Annotated in this window: 17 protein-coding genes; 5 read left to right on the top strand and 12 right to left on the bottom strand. The window is 43.0% G+C overall.

Annotated features, from left to right (window positions below):
- Positions 1 to 9 precede the first annotated feature (9 nt).
- Positions 10 to 1,467 carry a phospholipase D family protein gene (locus AB6F11_RS12935; RefSeq protein WP_029235238.1) on the top strand — a complete coding sequence of 486 codons (1,458 nt, stop codon included), beginning with the start codon at positions 10 to 12 and terminating at the stop codon, positions 1,465 to 1,467.
- Positions 1,468 to 1,568: 101 nt separating this feature from the next.
- Here AB6F11_RS12935 and AB6F11_RS12930 read toward each other — a convergent pair whose 3' ends face one another.
- The 7 genes from AB6F11_RS12930 to AB6F11_RS12900 form a co-directional block, all read right to left on the bottom strand.
- Entirely contained in the window at positions 1,569 to 2,336 is a 768-nt protein-coding gene (locus AB6F11_RS12930) for an aspartate/glutamate racemase family protein (protein WP_104216367.1), read from the bottom strand.
- 228 nt (positions 2,337 to 2,564) lie between these two features.
- A complete protein-coding gene (locus AB6F11_RS12925) occupies positions 2,565 to 4,283 on the bottom strand; it encodes an autotransporter assembly complex family protein (protein WP_029235664.1) in 1,719 nt (572 codons plus the stop codon).
- A gap of 214 nt (positions 4,284 to 4,497) precedes the next feature.
- Positions 4,498 to 5,787 carry a DEAD/DEAH box helicase gene (locus tag AB6F11_RS12920; protein WP_104216366.1) on the bottom strand — a complete coding sequence of 430 codons (1,290 nt, stop codon included), beginning with the start codon at positions 5,785 to 5,787 and terminating at the stop codon, positions 4,498 to 4,500.
- A 201-nt stretch (positions 5,788 to 5,988) separates the two neighbouring features.
- Positions 5,989 to 6,729: a DUF1223 domain-containing protein gene (locus AB6F11_RS12915; protein WP_104216365.1), complete on the bottom strand. Its 741-nt coding sequence runs from the start codon at positions 6,727 to 6,729 to the stop codon at positions 5,989 to 5,991.
- 175 nt (positions 6,730 to 6,904) lie between these two features.
- A complete protein-coding gene (locus tag AB6F11_RS12910; RefSeq protein WP_017059812.1) occupies positions 6,905 to 7,093 on the bottom strand; it encodes a hypothetical protein in 189 nt (62 codons plus the stop codon).
- Between the two features lie 313 nt (positions 7,094 to 7,406).
- Positions 7,407 to 8,408 (bottom strand): TerC/Alx family metal homeostasis membrane protein, encoded by a 1,002-nt coding sequence (locus tag AB6F11_RS12905; RefSeq protein ID WP_104216364.1) that lies wholly within the window; start codon positions 8,406 to 8,408, stop codon positions 7,407 to 7,409.
- Between the two features lie 574 nt (positions 8,409 to 8,982).
- A complete protein-coding gene (locus tag AB6F11_RS12900; RefSeq protein ID WP_104216363.1) occupies positions 8,983 to 10,722 on the bottom strand; it encodes a bifunctional UDP-sugar hydrolase/5'-nucleotidase in 1,740 nt (579 codons plus the stop codon).
- A 238-nt stretch (positions 10,723 to 10,960) separates the two neighbouring features.
- Here AB6F11_RS12900 and AB6F11_RS12895 point away from each other — a divergent pair, with 238 nt between their 5' ends.
- Positions 10,961 to 12,760 (top strand): ATP-dependent endonuclease, encoded by a 1,800-nt coding sequence (locus AB6F11_RS12895; RefSeq protein ID WP_104216362.1) that lies wholly within the window; start codon positions 10,961 to 10,963, stop codon positions 12,758 to 12,760.
- Positions 12,761 to 12,931: 171 nt separating this feature from the next.
- On the opposite strand, the gene AB6F11_RS12890 is transcribed toward AB6F11_RS12895, so the two are convergent.
- Positions 12,932 to 13,426, bottom strand: a complete 495-nt coding sequence (locus tag AB6F11_RS12890) for a DUF1097 domain-containing protein (RefSeq protein WP_017059817.1) — start codon at positions 13,424 to 13,426, stop codon at positions 12,932 to 12,934.
- Positions 13,427 to 13,630: 204 nt separating this feature from the next.
- Positions 13,631 to 14,536: a LysR substrate-binding domain-containing protein gene (locus AB6F11_RS12885; protein WP_104216361.1), complete on the bottom strand. Its 906-nt coding sequence runs from the start codon at positions 14,534 to 14,536 to the stop codon at positions 13,631 to 13,633.
- Between the two features lie 273 nt (positions 14,537 to 14,809).
- Between AB6F11_RS12885 and focA the strand changes: the two genes are divergently transcribed.
- The gene (gene focA / locus AB6F11_RS12880) at positions 14,810 to 16,261 is read left to right on the top strand and encodes a formate transporter FocA (RefSeq protein WP_050650436.1); all 1,452 of its coding nucleotides are present in this window, start codon (positions 14,810 to 14,812) and stop codon (positions 16,259 to 16,261) included.
- Positions 16,262 to 16,535: 274 nt separating this feature from the next.
- On the opposite strand, the gene AB6F11_RS12875 is transcribed toward focA, so the two are convergent.
- From AB6F11_RS12875 to AB6F11_RS12865, 3 genes are all read right to left on the bottom strand, one after another.
- The gene (locus AB6F11_RS12875; RefSeq protein ID WP_017059819.1) at positions 16,536 to 17,105 is read right to left on the bottom strand and encodes a YceI family protein; all 570 of its coding nucleotides are present in this window, start codon (positions 17,103 to 17,105) and stop codon (positions 16,536 to 16,538) included.
- Entirely contained in the window at positions 17,102 to 17,641 is a 540-nt protein-coding gene (locus AB6F11_RS12870; RefSeq protein ID WP_017059820.1) for a cytochrome b, read from the bottom strand. The genes AB6F11_RS12875 and AB6F11_RS12870 overlap by 4 nt, the downstream gene beginning before the upstream one ends.
- Before the next feature lie 153 nt (positions 17,642 to 17,794).
- On the bottom strand, positions 17,795 to 18,040 hold the full coding sequence (locus AB6F11_RS12865; RefSeq protein ID WP_017059821.1) for a DUF2164 domain-containing protein: 246 nt from the start codon (positions 18,038 to 18,040) through the stop codon (positions 17,795 to 17,797).
- Between the two features lie 252 nt (positions 18,041 to 18,292).
- On the opposite strand from AB6F11_RS12865, the gene AB6F11_RS12860 reads away from it, so the two are divergent.
- Positions 18,293 to 18,928, top strand: coding sequence for a hypothetical protein (locus tag AB6F11_RS12860; RefSeq protein ID WP_017067365.1), 636 nt, complete (start codon positions 18,293 to 18,295; stop codon positions 18,926 to 18,928).
- Between the two features lie 575 nt (positions 18,929 to 19,503).
- A complete protein-coding gene (locus tag AB6F11_RS12855) occupies positions 19,504 to 20,241 on the top strand; it encodes an EAL domain-containing protein (RefSeq protein ID WP_104216360.1) in 738 nt (245 codons plus the stop codon).
- The last annotated feature ends 132 nt before the right edge of the window (positions 20,242 to 20,373 follow it).

Raw genomic sequence — 20,373 nt, 5'->3', positions numbered from 1 at the left:
AGGTTAGTTATGACACTTAGCAAACTAAAAACAGCATGCACAATAATGTTGATTGCTTTGGTCACAGGATGTGCCCAACCTTACCCCGATGTTGAACCTGACTTCGAAGCTAACTGGCAAAGCACAGAACATCAAGCCGAAGTCTATTTGATCCCGAGTGCGCCTGAAGCCTTTGCGCGCCGCATTGATCTGGTTCGCCAAGCAAAACACTCGATTGATATGACTTACTTCTCTTGGGAAAACGACACTCTGGGTCTGATGCTGTTAAACGAGCTGAAACACGCCGCTGACCGCGATGTGGCCGTGCGCCTCACACTGGATGACTTGTTGGTATTCAATGACAAATGGCTTGCGGAGTTGGACTCACACGCCAATATTGAGATTCGACTGTTCAACCCTTTTGAGTCACGTAAAGCTGGCTGGATTGGTCGTGCGCTCAACTTCTCTACTCATCAAAAACAGTTAGATAATCGACTGCATGAGAAATACTTTAACGTTGATCACCAATCGATGATCCTCGGTGGGCGCAACATCGGTGATGACTACTTTGGCTACAGCGAAAGTGCCAACTTCTTTGATATGGATGTGCTGTTTAAAGGCGACGTGATTGCTGCTTTCGACCGAAACTACCAAGCGTTGTGGAACAGTGAGCATGTAGTGCCAATTCAAGAACGCATTAAAATCAAAGAGAAAGAGCAATACCAAGCGTTCACCAAAGCGTTGAACAAAGGTGAAAAGAATCAAGCATTGATCACGTCTGAAGTCGAAAGGCAGATAAAGAGCTTAAACCAACCGAAGTTCATTTCAGCCTCTGTCACGCCGGTATTTGACTCACTGGAGAAACTCAATGACAACAAGCCCTACTTTCGCCAACGTATTGAACACTTGATGAAGCAAAAAGTACCGACACCTTCTAAGGTTATTATTTCTACGCCTTATATGGTGCCAAGCGATAACAAGTTTGTATTCGTCGATGCACTTAGAGAGAGCGAAGCCGAAGTCACCTTACTGACGAATTCATCGGCTTCTAATGATTCGGGCTTTGTGCCTGCGTATTACGAAAAACACCGTGAGACTCTACTCGACAAGGGCGTAAGTATCTATGAGTACAAAAGCCAAGCGATCAATGATGATCACTACTTTCATGTTGATACCTACTACCACAACAAGACAGTAATTTTAGATGAGCGTGTCACCTATATTGGCTCTTCTAACTTCGATCCAAGATCAGACTTTCTCAACGTTGAGTTTGGGGTGTTGGTTGACAGTGAAGAGTTTGCGAAGCAAGTGACACACTACTTAACACGTCAGAAAGAGGAGTTGTTCTGGGCTGTGTCGCGAGAACAATCAGGTGACACCATCTGGGCTTCAGAGGAACAAATCCATACTAAGAACCCGAACTACAGCTCATGGAACAAGGTACCTGATTGGTTATTTCGAAAAATGAATGGCGAGTTCGAGCTTTAAGTGTTCAGCTTCGAATCTTAATTTTTAATTTTCTCCAGTCCAAATGTAAAAAAGCCGCGTAATTCGCGGCTTTTTCATGTTTCAAATACACGTATCTGAGCTTATAGACGGTAGGTCATCGCTCTTTGGGCTACGTAGTTCACCATATCAAGCGTTGTGAAGATCGAATTAACATCATTAATGTTGTAATCCACATGTCCACGCTCCACATATTGCTCAGCGAGACGGTAAATATCAACGACACGCTCAGCTACCGCTTCCATAGGATCATCAATAAAAGTGACTGTTGGAAATGCTGTTTCAAGTTGCTTTCTAACCAAAGGAAGTTCCGTGCATCCCCAAATAACCGTATCAACGCCCTTCTCTACGATGGATTGAATCGCTACAGCAAGCAGTGCGGCATTACGCTCAAACTCGCCCGCTTTGATCCCGTTGGTTTCTCGGATTGCTTGTCCACACTCTGTCATCTCACCGGTTACTTCACCATAGATAGCACTATGCACGTTATGCTCTTGCTCAAAGGAATCTGGCTTAACGAACACCAGATTCGCGTCCGTTAGGTAACGATCATAGATTCCCGAATTGTATGTGCCGTTGGTACATAAAATACCAACAACAGATTCAGAGTTCTGCTCTTTGATTTGATCAACGGTGGTTTGAAGCATGTCGACGATATAAACGTTGGTGTGCTTTTGAACCTCAGGTCTAAAGTAATGAGCGGTGTTACAGGTCATTACGCCAAACTGAACATTGGCATGTTCTAAAATGCACGCTGACTCAATCAGTTCAGGCACAGGATCGGTACCGCCTTCGTTAATCACTTCAGATCGATCGGGGATATCTGAGTTTTTCACCACTATCATGGCCATGTGGTCTTAGTCTTTAAGTGCGCCGTGTTCAATTTCTTTCTTGGCGACGATATCTTGGAACAGAGCATCTGCTTCAGGGCCCATATTACCAAATACACCGAATCGTAGCTTTTTCATTGTTTGTACCTTTGTGTTTGCTAAAGCACAAAGGTTATTACGCTCTTTCGATTTACTTGAATCCTATTAGATGGTTCGCATCCTCGCGAGTGCATAAACAGCGTACAAAAATCAGAATTGAGTACCCAAGGAAAAATGAATACGAAATTCGTCGCCTTCAGGCGCATCTAAGCCGTAAGCAAAATCGAGCTTAACTGGCATTAACTGTGAGTTCCAAATCAAACTCACGCCCGTCCCACGCTTCCAATCCGCTTGTTGATCAAATGCATCACCCACATCAAGAAATGCGCCCAACCAAATTGAACGATAGACTTGATGCTGATATTCGAGCCCAGCAGTTAACATATAACGTGCCCCCGTTAGTTCACCATTCTCGTCTCTAGGGGAGATAGATTCGTAACCATAACCTCGCAGGTTTCCATCGCCACCAGCAAAATACCGCAGTGACGACGGCACATCAGATAATGATTTGGCAATGTTGATGCCTACGTTGGAGCGGAAATGGAGCTTCTGCCTGTCACTAATATCCCATGAAAGGACACTGTTTCCTTCCAACCGCAACAGCCTTGAGTCAGAGAACAGACTAGGGTCAGAATACTCGACAGAATAGATGTGTCGATGATTGAGCTCCAACTGATCATTTTTACGATCAACCTGAGAAAAACTGATGCCAGGTAACAGCAATTGCGATTGCTCTTCCTCAGACGCCTGACGGTACTGTTCGTGCAAGTATCTGACATAAATGGTGCTTTGCCAATCACTGTCTAATTGCCAGTAACGTTCGAACTTAAGATCGTTTGTAAAGCTATTGGTGTCTCGATGATCAATTCGTTTCGATTCAAACTGAATACCAAAGTAATCCGTTGTGACTTTCTCTGTGGGGATTTTGTACCCCAACTGAAGTGATTGCTCCTGTTCAGACAAATATGTCTGTGTTTCAAAGCTGTGGCCTCTCCGGTTATACCAAGGCTTTGACCAACTGAGAGAGGCGCGCAAACCGAGATCAGTAGAATAGCCGCCACCGACCTGCACGATATTTCGAGAACTTGGCTCGGCAATGATTTCAATTGGAACTTCTAGGTTGTCATCAAGTTTGTCAAAGTCACCATGTACGATGACACTTCGAAACCATTGAGTGTCTGACAAATCAGATTGCAGTTCACCTAACTTGATGGTGTCAAAGTCATCACCTTTTTTAAAGGTGGGTATTTTCTCGATACGAGTAGGGTCAACCCCATCATCAGGAATACTTATAGAACCGAACTTGTAGCGTGGACCACTTGCAAAATACAAGTGTATATTCGCGATGTTCTCGCTAGGAATAACTTCAATCTTTGACTCGATAAACCTGCCGTCAAAATAACCTTTCCGCTTTGCTAAAGAGAAAATCGCACGCTTAGTTTGGTCGTATTCTTGGTGAGACAAAGTTAAACCTGAGCCTAACTTGCTTTGATTGAGTATATTGATGAACTCCGCATCTAGGCTAGCTTCACCTGTTATTTTTACTATCGATTCTGCGATGCGCATGACAGGACCAGAATCGATGTTAATGATCACGTTATCAGAATCATTGAGGTCGATATCGAGCTGTGGGTGATAATAACCATAAGGGTTGAGTGCATCTTGAATACGTTTAGATAGCTTCGTTTTCGATAGCTGTGATGCAGGAACATCGGCTAAAGGTTCTAAATATAATTCTACATTTTCGGTGAGAGTTTTATTAACCCCTTTAACCTCAAATTCAGCAGCACTAGAAGAGTGTTGGGTAAACAGGAAAAATGAAGTGGCCAGCACTAATTGTTTAATCGAGGTCTTCACGCGGTTACCCAATTGCTCAAAACCCGAACAGGTTATAAGCAAAGCGTTAAATCGCTGAATCTCTTATGTAGGACGCTATCCTTCGAACGGATTATCGGGTTGTTTAACACCGCAACAGTCGTTTATTAACGACTCAAATCCCAGCCCTACAGACACAAAAAAGGCGCAATTAAGCACCTTTTGAATGTCTATTACTTATTGATTTATATGGCTTGCTGACTCAAGATCAGTTGTTGTTCAGCCACACATCTTGGTTTTTTGGAGCTTTCTTCTTCTTTTTCTTCTTGCCAGTACCGGCCGGTGGCGCAACAGGTTTTAGTGCTGCGATCAGTTCAGCTGTCGCTTCGTCATCCACTTCAAAGCCTTCAATTTGCTCACGCTCAAGACGAATCTTGTTCTTCTTCTCGATGATTTTGAAGTGGTGGTAATCTTCGTGATCGATCAGAGATAACGCAAGACCAACTTCACCTGCACGACCACTTCGGCCGATACGGTGCATGTAGTCTGACGGGCTACGCGGTAAGTCAAAGTTGATTACCACTGGAAGCTTCTCAATATCCAGACCACGTGCCGCGATGTCTGTCGCGATCAGAACGTCAATCTCGCCAGATTTGAAATCTTCTAGGATACGAGTACGTGAACCTTGCCCTTTATCGCCGTGGAATACTTCTGCGATGATACCGCGCTTGTAAAGCTTGTCTGCTAGGTGCTCACAGCTGTTCTTCGCATTAACGAAGATCAGAGCTTGGCGCCATTCATGTTGTTGAATTAGGTGTGCGAGTAACGCTGTCTTGCGACCTTTTTCTACTTCGAATACACGTTGAACCAGTGTGCTCGCATTGGCACTTTGAAGTTGAACTTCAATTGGATCGCTTAGAAGTTCGTGAGTCAGCGTTTTAACTTGCTCTGGGAAAGTTGCAGAGAACAACAAGGTTTGTTTTTTGCTCGGCAAGAGCTTCAAGATTGCATCAAGTTCTTCGGTAAAACCTAGGCTTAGCATTCGGTCAGCTTCATCAAGCACTAACGTTTTCACTTTATCTAGTTTGATAGCGTTACTTGAAATAAGGTCAAGCAGACGACCCGGTGTTGCCACCAAAATATCAGTGCCGCCACGTAGCGCCTGCATCTGAGTGTTTACCGATACACCACCAAACACACAAACCGTTTTAATCGCGCCATTGAAATGCACAGCGTAAGACTTAACGCTGTCAGCCACCTGTTTAGCAAGTTCACGAGTAGGAACCAAGATAAGGCCAGAAACAAAGTTACCTTTGCCTGAACGACGGTCCAGAGGGGCATCTTCATGAATCTTTTGTAACAGTGGAAGAGCAAATGCTGCGGTTTTACCTGAACCGGTATTTGCGCCTGCAATTAAATCGCGTCCTGCTAACACACTTGGAATAACTTGCGCTTGGATAGGCGTTGGCTGTTGGTATTCAAGCTCAGATAAACGAGCCATCAAAGGAGAGATTAAGCCAAGATCAGAGAAGTTGGTTGGTGTAGTGGTGTTAGTCATTAATTGCAGGAACTCAAAGCTAAAATAATAGCGCGCTATATTAACGTATTTCAGCAGTATTACGTAACTAAATCGCCCTTTCGCTTCTATTTCACTGATTAATATCCGTCAGAAGCGAAGTTATCGATGTGAGAACCTCGATACTCGCCGTACCAACTTCGTCTAAGAGTATTCCAGCTACACAATTGTCGTGGGTTGCAGTTAGTTCAGCCAACCTGCTACCGTTTGTTCCGGTGCATACGAATTCGGCTCGGTTAACCAAACAGCGACTGCGTCTGGTGTAGCGACAAGTGGCTCAAAATTGATATTAAATTGCCATTCAGACTCACCACGCTGATAACCATCGTAAACCACAACAAAATCATGTTCGAGTTTCTTACCCCTGTTCTCGCCCGCCTTAACGCTGGTGACTTCGTTCATCGCCAGCAAAGCTATATGAGCAACATAATCCCCTTTGCCTTCGTAACTTACGCTGAACGTATCGCCTTTATAGTTGACCGTTAGCTTGGGGTTATTTTGTTGTTTGAGCGAAGGCAACGTTCTGTCTAACCAGTTAAAGTAACCGCGCCACTCTTTTCCATCGACAACAAAGCCGGGTGTGTAAACCCCACTTGTTACTCCATAAGCTTTGTACAAGCGTTGCTTCTGACTAAACGCCTTACTCGCGAACTTGTCGCCCCAACCTAAGTAATCCCAATAATCGACGTGATAGGCAAGCGGAATAACTTGTGTCCACAGTTGTGGGTCATCTTCAAATGTACTTAGATACGCATCAGCGGGAGGACAACTTGAACAACCTTCAGAGGTGAAGAGCTCGATAACCTGTGCGGGCTGGCCTTCATTACTCCAGGTTTGTGCAAGCGACACTGAGGAATAGAAGCCGATCGGTAAGGCAAATAAACAAAGTTTAATCAATGATGAATTGCGTTTGGCGTGTGACATACCGAGATCCTTGTACAAAGCGAATTGAATGACGCTCAAATACAGACCGTTATGCCTAGGTTTTTCTTTCAGGTGCTTAGTTTACGAAGAGATTGAGTTTATTTCAGATACAAAAACGCCAGCTTTAGAGGCTGGCGTTTTCTTAAAATTCTATATTTACATGTTAACGCTGAGATTAACGGTTAATACCGATATCGCGTTGCATGTGACCAGATAGGTCGCTTGCGTAGTAACTACGTGGAGAGTTGTCTACGAAAAGAATATCGAAAATGTGTGCAATCAATCCTTTGAAGTTAACCGAGTAGGTTTTCTTATCCATAGAGTTAGGAACAGCGATAGTATTCATTTGTACTGCTTGAGCCATGATTGCCTCTCTATAAATTTATTAATGTGTTTCGTTCTGATGACAAGAATAATAGGTGATCTTTTGCAGGTTAAAAAATGACTAAAATTAGATTTTGGGATTAGTTTTTCTAATAAAACAAACCATTAACAATGCCACAAAATAGATATGCAGATTATGTGAGTACAAATTCAATATAGTGTTTAAATCATGCATTTAGTACAAATACCCCGTAAACAACAGTGGCCAATATCACAGAAAATTTACATAAATAAATTTTCCACTTCATCAGCCACGTGTTCATTATCGACTTTTCGATAAGTTATATTTGTTTTTAATTTACTTGTTCAATGCCTGGCTTCTTCGCATAAACCGACGCTATAACCGCAATCGTCATCGTAGAAACCAATACCGCCAATGACCAGTAAGTTGGGATAGCCCACTCGCTATCAACCAGAAGCATTTTCACACCAATGAACACCATGATGAATGAAAGCGCGGGTTTCAAATAGATGAACTTGTCCATCATACCTTGCAGTACAAAATACAACGAGCGAAGACCAAGTAACGCAAACACGTTAGCCGCAAGTACCAAGAACGGTTCTTGTGTTACCGCAAAGATCGCAGGGATAGAGTCTAATGCAAACATCACGTCCATGACTGCGATCGCACCGATGACCAACATCATTGGAGTGAATGCCCATTTAGCCCCCTGTTTAACCATTAATGCAGGGCCATGGAAGTCCTCTGTTACCGGCATCACTTTACGAAGTAGCTTTTCAGGCAGAGTATTCACACTCTCCTCTTCGCCCTTGTCTAATGCCAGCTTAATACCTGTACCAATCAAGAACGCAGCGAACACGTAAAGCACCCAGTGGTATTCCGCCAATAGCTGTGCGCCTAGTGCGATCATAATTGCACGAAGCACCAATGCACCAATTACGCCCCAAAGAAGCGCACGAGGTCTTAGATACTCAGGAACTTGGTATTGAGCAAAGATCATCGCAAAAACAAACAAGTTGTCTACGCTAAGGGATTTTTCTAACAAGTAACCCGTAATGAATGACACGGTTGCTTTTTGCGCTGTGTAGTCACTGTTCGGCGCATAAATGTCCCAAAATAGGTAAATCGAGCCAGCAAACAAAAACGCAAGAACAAACCAGAAAACACTCCAGATTGCCGCTTTCTTGATAGTAACGTTACCGCCACGAGTCTGATAGATATCAATAGAGACGAGAATAACCGTTAGCAGGAAAAAGCCCGCATAAGTCGTCATGATTGGCGATGAAAAAAAGGATTCACTATTTGTAGATAATAGAGATTGAGTTGAGTTCATTATTCCTCCGGGCGGAAGAACTGTACAAAGACCTTCCGCAAACAAAGCATATCAAGCTCCATTACGGATCTTGACTGTGATTGCGTTGGTCTCGTTGAAGTGAAATATGGGATTTCACCTTTACATACCGGATAGACTCTTGGCCTAACGAGATGACGATATGTAAACTTGCGCTAACTACTCCCCAAACGCGTGGATAATAATCCTCTGGTTGTGTTTCGTCTATATAAATTTGCACGGAAAAAGCAAAAAAGGAGCAAACGCTCCTTTCTGATTGATGCCACTTTGTCAAATAGACACGCGAATTGATTATAAGAATAAATTCGCAAGTCAAACACACTATTGCACTGCGTAATGAAGTTGCAAAAAGAGCAATTTACAGCCCTGCGGCAGGTATTAAATACACTAACGCTGACCAAACTGATACCCAACCGACAACCGCTACCGCATCTAACCAATCTTTCTTATCCATGCATATCTCCACAAGAAGGCGACCTGCAGAGATAAAGCATAAACAATGCCAATTTTATAAATAACCCAAAGTAATAGTGTTAAATATCAGTATCAGCTTTAGTTATCTAAAACACTCCATGCAATTCAACGGTTCATTGAGGTGAAGCGACTCTGGGTGGTCTTGCAGAAACTCGATGAAGCAGTCTGCCATAGAGTCAGTGGTGACCGTGCCATCACCGATCATATCCAACACAGCGTTATAGCCCTCTTTGCCTTTCATTGTATAGGCTGACGACGCGCCCCGGTAAATACGGTTGCGAGAAACAGCTTGCCAACCTGAATCATCAGAGCGAATTTCTAGATGGTGAATCCTGTGTCCTATAGGCGCTTCTTTGTGGTAACAAAACCTCAAATTATGTGTATAAGGAAAGCTACCTGAACCTGTGCCCACGACACCATTATCAATCGCGTTATTGATTGCACCTTCAAGCATGCCAGCGATCGTTTCACCTTTTACTTCATACACACCAATAGGTACGGCAAACGGTAGTAGTTTTCCGGCAATATCGGCAACAGAGACATCGCCGCTGTTCAGTGAATTTCTTACACCACCGGCGTTGTGAATGGCAAAGTCAACCTGATGCCCTTTCTTGTTCATTAGATGGTGAAATGATTCAGCAACCAAGGGGGCTAGTTGACTCGGGCCTTTAGCATCTGGAATACGTACATGGCGAAGTTTAGTGTCTGCATGAGCAATCACTTGTTGCTGAAGCTTTCGAACTCGCGGCTGGTATTTATCCGTCAGAATGCTCTGCAGCTCAGGATCTTTCTTACACACTGCAATATTAGGGTGATTGTTTAAAAACTCACACGCCATATCGTGGGCATCGTCTTGCCCTACTTCACTCAGTTTCGCGTCTATAAAGAGTCGACGGCCTAATAACAGTTCGTTTTTACCATTGAAGTGCGTCACTTTGCCTTGAGAATCGAACTCGATTTCGCAGTGTCCTAAGCTCATGGCGTGGAAACCCGCTTGCACAACATAGGTATCGCCAATTTTCACACCGTATTCATCATCTTTAACTAAGCCGATATCAGAGAAATCACCTTGTAAGCGATGACTATGACCACCAACGATGACACCAATACCTGTTACGTTGGCTGCTAACTCTAAATCAGCTTCGTAACCAAGATGGCTAAGTAACACAATCTTGTTGATACCTGCTTGATGGATTTGCTCAATGGTCGCTTTTGCTGTTTCCAAAGCATTTTCAAACGGTGTATCGATATCTGGGTTAGCGATGCCTGCCATCTTGTCGATGCTTAAGCCGAATATTGCGACCTTCTCGCCATCAAACTCTTTCGTTATAAAAGAAGCACTTCGTGTTTCAGGCCGATAAGGCTTAACAATGTCGTTGTCCGCTAGCGTATGAGTTTTATTGATATCCTCATTCGATAGATTCCAGTTACCGGCCAACAGCGGGAATTTGATTCTTTTCGCGAAAATCGCAACGGGCTCATTACCCATGTCTAACTCGTGATTACCGAGCGTCATGGCATCTATATTAAGGGCATTCAACAAATCGGCATTGGCTTTTCCCTTGAATAAGGAAAAGTACAACGTGCCCTGGAAGCAGTCACCAGCGTGCAAGAACAAGGTTCCAACCTTCTGACGCTGGGCATCTTGTTCTATTTGTTTGAAGCGTGTTGAAATTCGAGCAAAGCCACCAGCACTGACATAAGGTTCAATGATGTGGTTGTTCATTTTAAGTGATAGCTGTAACGAGGTTGGTTCAAAGTATGAGTGGGTGTCGTTGATGTGTGCCAACACTATTTTTGTCGGCTTATTCTTTTTAGTCATATTTTCTTCTCTCTTTGTCCCTTCATACTAGGTCGAGAATCATGACAGAATCGTGAATTTTATGAAACTGCACTGCAAAAAAATACTCGAGATAGATCAAAAATCTCATTTTGCACCGTATTAATAAACAACGGGTTTTGTGACAGGTGAACATACCGGATTTGGATTTTTCGATTATGATTAAAGATATCTGTTAGCTTTCAAATAATTAGCAGAGCCTTCCGTTAGGAGTAAGCCTATGCAACTAGAAAGAATCGAGATTTCTGGCTTTCGAGGTATCAAGCGCATGTCACTCGCGTTTGACGAGCTAACCACGCTTATTGGTGAAAATACTTGGGGTAAGTCTTCATTATTGGATGCCCTTTCCGTCATTCTGCCCTCAGACGGTGTGCCATATCTCTTTGAAATGACCGATTTTCATGTCGATTACTCTGTTTCACACCCGCAGTCTCAACATCTTCAAATTGTTCTCGCTTTAAAAGCTAACGATAAGAGCGAACTTAACGCAGGTCGTTATCGCAAACTCAAACCTATTTGGGTTCAAGATGAATTTGGCGTATTTCGCATCTACTATCGCATCAGCGCGACGTTAGAACAGTATGAGACAACAACACACTATGCATTTCTTGGTTTGGACGGTAATCCGCTCAAACTCCATCACTCAGAAAAGCTCGCTCAAGAATTAATGACCTTACATCCTGTGATCCGTTTACGAGACGCAAGGCACTTTGATCGCCCTTTCAACGGAAATTCACTCAACCACAATGCTCACCTGCCGACTAATGTTCACGCTAATAACGGTCACGCTAACAATGCAAACGGAAATGGGAACAACAATCCAAATAACGGGCATGGGAACGGACATAATCACACAACCAATGGTCATGGCACGAATGGAAACGCCAGCAACGGCAATGGCAATGGCCGTCAGGCAAGAATAGAAAAGCGCATCGACAACACCTGCCGCCGTCTTATGGCGATACCCGGACATGTTAATAAAGGTGAAATGCGCAGTAGCCTAGAGTCGATGCAAAGTTTGATTGAGCACTATTTTTCTTTCAAAAGTACTTCTCGTCGTAACCCTAGAAAACAGCGAGACGGATTGCTTTATTCTGCGGGTACCAATGATCAGAGTATTCATCAACTCGTCGAAGAGACCAAGAACAAACAAACTCGCTTATTATTCATGGGGTTACTTAACGCTTATCTACAAGCTAAAGGACCAAACGACTTAAGGCGATGTGCGCGCCCTCTGTTGATCCTTGAAGATCCAGAAGGTCGATTGCACCCAACACACTTGGCAAGGGCTTGGAGCTTGATGCAGAAATTGCCCATGCAGAAAATCCTGACCACCAACAGTGGCGACCTACTTGCGGCGGTCCCACTTCAATCGATTCGTCGCTTGGTTCGTCAGTCAGACAAAACCATCGCCAATCAACTCAACATGAACCATTTCAGTAAGGATGAACTTCGACGAATTGGTTTTCATATCCGCTTCCACCGCTCTGGGGCACTATTTGCTCGCTGTTGGCTATTAGTAGAAGGTGAAACCGAGGTTTGGTTGTTCAATGAACTTGCCAACCAATGTGGCTATAACCTAGCAGCAGAAGGTGTGCAGATTATTGAGTTCGCCCAATCAGGACTTAAGGCACTGATTAAGGTCGCGCAAGAGTTTGGCATCGATTGGCATGTGGTAACTGACGGCGATGCGGCGGGTAAAAAATACGCAGCAACGGTGCTATCGAAGCTTGGTAATGATCAGGAAAGACATCGACTCACGGAACTGCCAGATAAAGATATCGAGCATTACCTATATATGAATGGGTTTGAGAGCTTTTTCCGTGACATGGTTAAGATTCCATACGATCACCCTATCCCTCCAAAGAAAGTGGTTGCCAAGGTATTGAAGAAACATGCAAAACCCGACCTTGCACTCGCCATTGTTTCTCATTGCGAGAATCAAGGACAAGAATGCATTCCGCTTTTATTAAGGTGGACATTAAAACGCGTGATCACCATGGCGAATGGAAATACCTAAACATAATTTGTTTTATAGATGCTATCAGTTGCTCTACTGATGAAATATTTATCTAGTCGCCTCAACCAAAAAAGGCACACCAAACGGTGTGCCTGTATAAATCGATATACAAATTAATTGGGGGTTATCTTGCAAGAGTTCACAGTGACTAACTAAGGTTAGGTTAACGAATTAAGCCTTTGCCTGTTTAGCGTGTTGTTCAACAACTTCCGAAGATTGAGTCGATTTCTCGTGAAGCCATAGCCCCGTTGCTTTCATCAAGTATCCAAATACACCACCAAGCAGTAAAGATGGCACTACAAGTTGCCAATCACCACCTGCAGCAAACGTCGCACAGCAACCAATGAAGGTGCCTGGGATATAACCTAGCCACGCTTGTTTCGCTTGAATACACATAAAGAAAGCCACAATAGCAGTAATCATGTAACCTAAAATCTCTAACCCTGCGAAGGTTGAGCTTTCGATAATCACCATTGCCCAGAATACGCCAGTCATGTTGGTCAATAAGCTACCTGCTAGTCCTTTAACGCCGCCTGTTGGCGAAGCAAAGTAACTGGTGCAACCTAAGAAACCTGCCCATGACAATAAGCCGAAAGAGATAGCAATCCATCCCCATAGACCTGACAAAATACCTGTTGTTAATGAAATCGCGACTAATGTACTCATACTATTTCTAAAGCCTAATTACGTAATTGAACGCAACCGGATTTAGCCTCACTTAAAATCAAGTAAGCATACTATGGGAAGATAGCCCTTATTTAGCCGATCAAGATCACATTAATAATGTATGCAGATGTGCATTTATCACTAGATAGAGACCGAAATCGCTTATTCAACATATTTGGTTATCAGTATTTTATCAAATCTACGTTACAGAACCGACCGTTTGCCTTTCATCATGCGCTTACCTTCACGCTTGATACATTCAGCAAGTGGGTTCTCAGACATATCTGCACGCCAAATAAAGGACAAGGTTCTTTCCATTTCAAGCTCAGGGACATTTAATGTGACCAGTTGACCAGACTCAACAAACTGTTCGACATCGAGATAAGGTAAACACGTTAAATATGGGCCGTTTGCAACCAAACTTCTTAAAACAGGAACGTGTTCATACTCTCGCCAAACATCAAGATCACCAATTAAATGGTGAATAGAGCTATCAAAAACTTTGCGAGTACCCGAACCATGTTCACGTAATACCCATTTTGCTTGTTCTAATTGCGCCAAGCTTACTCGTTCACGCTTCGCAAACGGGTGATGAGCCGATGCAACCACCGTTAAATGGTCCGTACACCACACTTCTTGGTGAACTCGGTTGTCATCACAACGACCTTCGATAACACCCAAGTCATATTGATAATCTAATACGCCATCAATAACCGCATCGGTACTTTGTACGCCGAGCGAGATTCGCATCTCAGGAAAGTCGTTATCAATAATACTGATGAGGTCAGGAACTAGGTGTTCCGCTGGTGTTTGGCTTGCACCGAGTTTGAGCTCTCCACTTAGTAAATGCTGCTCATAAAAACCCATCTCAATTTGCTGCGCATCTTGCAGTAAACGCTTCGCTTTAGGCCTTAGCCACATTCCCCAATGAGTAAGAGCCATTTGCTTGCCCTGCCTTTCAAACAAAGGCCTGCCGAGCATTTTTTCCAACTGTGCAAGAGACATACTTGTCGCCGACTGAGTCAACGCCAATTTGTCTGCTGCCTGACTAACGCTCCCGGAGTCTGCTACTGCATCAAATACCGCGAGTTGCTTTAATGAATAACGCAAAATTCATCCTTAATGCTTTTAATTATTTGTGTCCTGATGCTCGTTTTTTATAAAGCCAATGAGCAATCAATTTCATTCTACGCGTAACCAAATCTATATCAATAAATTTGATGTGGTTTCTAAAAATTATCAATTTTACCTCTACCCCTCAACGCCCTAATCTGGAATGGCAGGACACAACGAGCCCTGCAAAACATTACTGATTAACCATTACGGATTAACCAGGTCATTAACACTAGGAATTACACATGACGGATTGTTCAAGGGGGGGATATGGCAACCAGCACTTCTGAAAATCATCAACTGTTCTCACCAACAGAAATGATGGCGGAAGCAGAGAAGTTTGCATTAAGTAAAGCAAATAAAACCAGCAGCATGACATTGAGTTTGGCAATCATGGCTGGCGCATTCATCGGGCTTGCTTTTTTGTTCTACATCACGGTAACCACGGGCAGCGCTGATGCTGGATGGGGACTGAGTCGCTTAGCCGGCGGTCTTGCCTTCAGTATGGGTTTGATCTTGATTGTGATTTGCGGTGGTGAGCTATTTACCAGCTCAGTGTTATCAAGCATCTCATGGGCTAACAAGCAAATCACCTTCACGAAGATGCTGTCTATCTGGGGCAAGGTGTATGTCGGCAACTTTATCGGTGCCATGTTCCTATTGGCTTTGGTAAGCGCAGCAGGCTTGTATCAACTGGATGGCGGGCAATGGGGCTTAAACGCTTTAAACATTGCTCAACACAAGCTACACCACACCCCAGTTCAAGCGTTTGCTTTGGGTGTGCTTTGTAACTTGTTGGTGTGTTTAGCGATTTGGTTAACGTTCAGCTCTGCTAACGCAATGACCAAAGCAATGATGACCGTGTTACCCGTTGCAATGTTCGTAAGCTCAGGCTTTGAACACTGTGTGGCGAATATGTTCATGGTTCCGCTAGGCATCACGATTCAAGCATTCGCACCAGAAAGCTTCTGGATGCAAATCGGCGCAACACCAGCCCAGTATGCAGACCTAAACGTCATGCAATTTGTCACCGCAAACTTAATACCAGTGACAATCGGCAACATCGTAGGTGGTTCAGTATTGGTCGGCTTAGCGAACTGGAGCATCTACCGTCGCCCACAACTTAAAGCAGCAAAAATTACCGCTATTACACAAACAACAGAAATTACGTCAGTTAAGGAAATTACTATGAACACAGCAACTACTATCAAGCAAATCATGAACACTCAACCAATTACACTGAGCGTAGAAATGCCAACATCAGTCGCGATTGATACACTTTTAGACGCGCAACTTGTTAGCGCTCCTGTTTGCGATGTTGAAGGTCGTCTAGTGGGTATCTTCTCTGTTCATGACGTAATGGTTGACCTTTGGTGCCAAGATTACATCCCAACTAAAGGCCAAAAAGTTGTAGACCTAATGAGCCGTGACGTTGTGGCAATCGACGCAAACGACAAGCTAGTGGACGTTGCTGAGTTCCTATGCATCGACAAAGAGCAACTGTACCCGACGACAAGCATGGGCTTCGCAACTCGCCTGACATCTCTTTCTCTAGAAGAGCGTGCAAAAGCGATGAAAGTAAGCCAACCACATATGCTTCCAGTGTTAGAAAACGGCGTAATGGTGGGTGTGTTGACTCGCATTGAAGTGATGCAAGCACTACGTCCAATCTACGGTGACCGACTAAACGTGGTTCCACAAGCTGAACTAGAAACGGCTTAACTAATCTTAAGTTGAACTATTAGGGATTAGTAGTTCAATTAGATAACTCAGTCATGGCAACGTTGACTGGCTAGAGGTAAACGGTGGCTTTTAACGTACTAAACGGTTTGACACAAAACAGACCTAAACGCGTTGCCATTTATCTCAATAAAAAAGGCGCAAAGTGAAAACTTTGCGCCTTTCTCTATTTCTAAATACTGACCTATTTAGTATCGACCAAACTTTTGATGTCTCTAAAAAATGTTGATACCTGTCAGAGAGCTAGAAAGCTAGATTACTTCTTTACACCTTCAACGTGTAGATCCATATCTACATAGCTTGAAGCGCCCATTACTGGAATGTTGAAGTCAGCAAGTTCTAGACGAGTTGTACCAACAAAACCTGCACGCTCACCGCCCCATGGGTCTTGACCAGCACCGATGAATTCAGCTTCGATAACGATAGGCTTAGTTACACCGTGAAGTTTAAGGTCACCCATTACTTCAAGTTTGCCGTCGCCTTTATCAACAACTTTCGTGCTGTTGAATGTCGCATCAGAGAACTTACCAGCATCGATGAAATCGCCGCTACGGATATGCTTATCACGTTCTGCGTGGTTTGAATCAAGGCTTGTAGTATCAACCGTTACGTTTACTGTAGACGCTTCAACGTTGCTTTCATCAAATGAGAAGTCACCTGAGAATGTGTTAAAACGACCTTGGATAAAGCTGTAACCCAGGTGGCTAACTTTAAAGTTAACTGAAGCATGCGCACCTTTTGTATCAATCACGTAATCAGCGGCGTTCGCAGCGAAAGGCATTGCCATTGCAAATGCTAATCCTGTAGCGATAATTGACTTTTTCATTTTGAAGCTCCTATCATTTTTCGTAGCGTATCGTCTTTGTCGATAACGTGGTGTTTTATCGCCGCTAAGGCGTGTACTGATGCCATGATGATCAGTACCCATGCAGCATAGTAGTGAATCGTTCCTGCGAGATCAGATTGGTTTGCAAACAGTTCACCCATACTTGGTACAGTGAACCAATTGAATACGTCGATCCCGCGGCCATCTGATGTTGAAATCAAATAACCTGAAATAAATAAAACCGCTAAGTTAATGTACATAAAGCCGTGAGCGATCTTCGCTGCTGCAACTTCATAGCTTTTACCTTCTACTTTAGGTGACGCGGTAACTAGTTTCCAAACCAAGCGGATAACAGTAACAGTAGCCAAAAGAATGCCTACCGAGCGGTGATAGTCTGGCGCTGTTTTATACCACTCGCTGTAATATGAAAGATCAACCATCCACAGGCCCACACCAAATAAGCCAAATACTGCGAGAGCTGAAATCCAATGCATTGCTCTAGCTAAAGGGTTGTAATTTCTAACGTTGTTGTCCATGCATCTCTTCCGAATGTTAACGAATCGTGTAGTTTTGAAAAGCGTACCCTACACTAAGTTTGTGTAACATATTATTTACCAAGCTTTACAATAGTTACATCATTGCAAATTAAACGAGTTATTCAAATTATTTGAACAAGTTTGGGCTAAACGTTAAATTTCAACAATTTGCTCGATCTCGTAGAGCTCATCTGAGATGTCTAACATTTTGCGTTCCATCACTTTCTGAGCGTCTTCTATCCCTTTGTTGTAGTAAACAGCACCAAACTTTTTGCTGATGAAGTCGACCAAGAATTCCGTGTCGAACTGACCAAGCTCCACATCAAGTTCATCTTGCAGATACTTTTGGAGCGTATGAGTAAGCTCAGACTTTTGTTTCGAATCTAATTGAATGGTCATGAATGTTTCCAAATAAAGAGTAAGTAGATCAATTGTGATTTGCTGACTAGACTATAGTCGAGGTAACTAGCTAGAATTCCTCATAATTTAGAATACAGACCTGTAGAGCGCCAGTGCTATCCATAAAATCACTCAGCAATGGTTAATTTTGATAGAGAGATCAAGAACTCGCACTTTGACGATAGGTAACGGAACCGCAATTACCGTACTATTGCCCATCAATAAGATAGTAGCTGTGTATAAGGGACTTCATTGTTATTAGATCTAGTGATTAAAAGCGTTAATCAATTTCAAGACGATTGCCTAAAGCTCTGTGAACGCCACTACCCTACTGTACACAATCAAGGGATCAGTGAGCACCATATAGGTAAGGCATTTGCCCGCCGAATGGAGCACACCTTCGTTAGCTTTAATCATGCAAGCAACATCAGCCCACTTGAAATGCTTTCCTCTAGAGAAACGCCTCGACACTTCCGAATATCTTCCGAAATCGGTACCGTTTGGATGATCAGTCATCATATGGTGAGTGCCGGGAAAACCTGTCGTAGAAAGTTGATGTTAGACATCCATAATTGGCAACAAGAGTATGGATTTTCCATTCAACCCAATGACGTTTTGATCATTGTCTCAGACCATTGGATTAGCCGAAGCAAAAACAGCGGTGAATTATTGCATTGGTGGATGGGTGAACTCCCAGACGAGATCACGGAATATAGCCAACAAGGTATCACGCTAAGAGAGAGTGATTCTCAATTCGCTACTGACTTAAATAATAATTTTAAAATCAGCCCTTGCTTCATTAAATTTGGACACCCTTTAAAGCGGTCAGGAAATCAACAACTGGTTCGTAAATACCTGCAACTTTACGCAGTACTTCAATGGCAGTAAGAATACGGGTCAACTTTTTTAATCAGTCTTGAAAGTAAATAGTTAGACCTCCATCCCAATATTTTATAAAACCCAACTCAAGCCCTACCCAATAATCAATCAAAATTTATCTTCGATAAAATAATAACTTATCAGCTCATCGTTCATATTTTGAGAAGTAGATATCATTTATATGCAAACAGAGTTGTTTGTTAATAATGTAACTTTGACATTCCCCCATAACCTGAGGCTTTATCCTTACTTTCACCTGGTGTATTAGCGTTGAAAGCTTATATTGATTGGTGTTGATATAAGATAGATTACTCAGAGATTAAATTCACAATAGTCATTATTAATGGTGAATGATAAGTAATTTTAATGACTAATATCAATTATCATGCTGTTTTTTCGTTAATTATATTTATTTAAATATTGACTCTACAAATGAGTTTTATTAATTGACAATTTACTTACACCTGTCAATATTGTGACAGCCGCGACATGTACGTCCGCCATTGAATAAGCCCTCTTTACTAGCGACTATGATTTTATCAGACAGAAGTGAATTTATTAGCTGTATATCTGTGGATGCCGATATGCAGTTTATTGCGAAATATCAAGACCTAACACTTAGAAGTGTCTACCAACCTATATTTGATTCTTCTATGACTCAGATAGGTGTAGAGGCTTTAGTTCGAATTTCGAACAGCAAAGGTGCCATTGTTCGCCCTGATCACTTCTTTCATTCCGACGAAACCTCATGCACAGACAAAATTAATGTAGAGAGGCTGAGCCGAGCCATTCATATACGCAACTTCGCACAGTCGACTATTCGTCATTTACACCTATTCTTGAATGTTCTTCCTAATGTTGGCGAGTTATTTGCCGCAGAGAAAGTGAGCGATAGCTTGTTAGCTAAGCGCCTGCATGAGCTTAACTTATCGTGCGAACAAATTGTGATGGAGTTGGTCGAGCTTAATGTAGAGAGTGAAGAACGTTTGAAAGACGCAGCCCATTCATTAGCGGAAAATGGTTTTCAAATCGCTGTTGATGATTTCGGAACACAAGCGTCAACCGAACAGCGCGTTCGTCACATTAACCCTCATATCATCAAGATAGATCGCTCGGTTATGTTGGACTTTGAACAAGGCGACACTCGAGAAATGGAGTTAGTACTTGATCTTGCAAACCAAATTGGCGCAAAGACAGTGATTGAAGGTATTGAAACCCAACAACAACTCGAAGCGATGCAGGGCTTAGGCTTCAATATGTATCAAGGCTACCACTTAGCCATGCCAAAGCCGATTGAATTAGACATACGGCTAGCAATTTAGAATCGCCCTATTGTTCTTAAAGCCGCTTGCCCATTGGGTAGCGGCTTTTTTAATGCTTATCTATTCGTACCTATTTGCCGCTCTCACGTGTAAACACATTTCAGGACGGGACAACAGGTATAAAAAAGCCCA

Origin of the sequence: Vibrio sp. 10N.247.311.14 (assembly GCF_041467715.1) — a bacterium.
GTDB classification, from domain to species: domain Bacteria; phylum Pseudomonadota; class Gammaproteobacteria; order Enterobacterales; family Vibrionaceae; genus Vibrio; species Vibrio crassostreae_C.
This window is presented reverse-complemented; position numbering and strand designations above follow the sequence as displayed.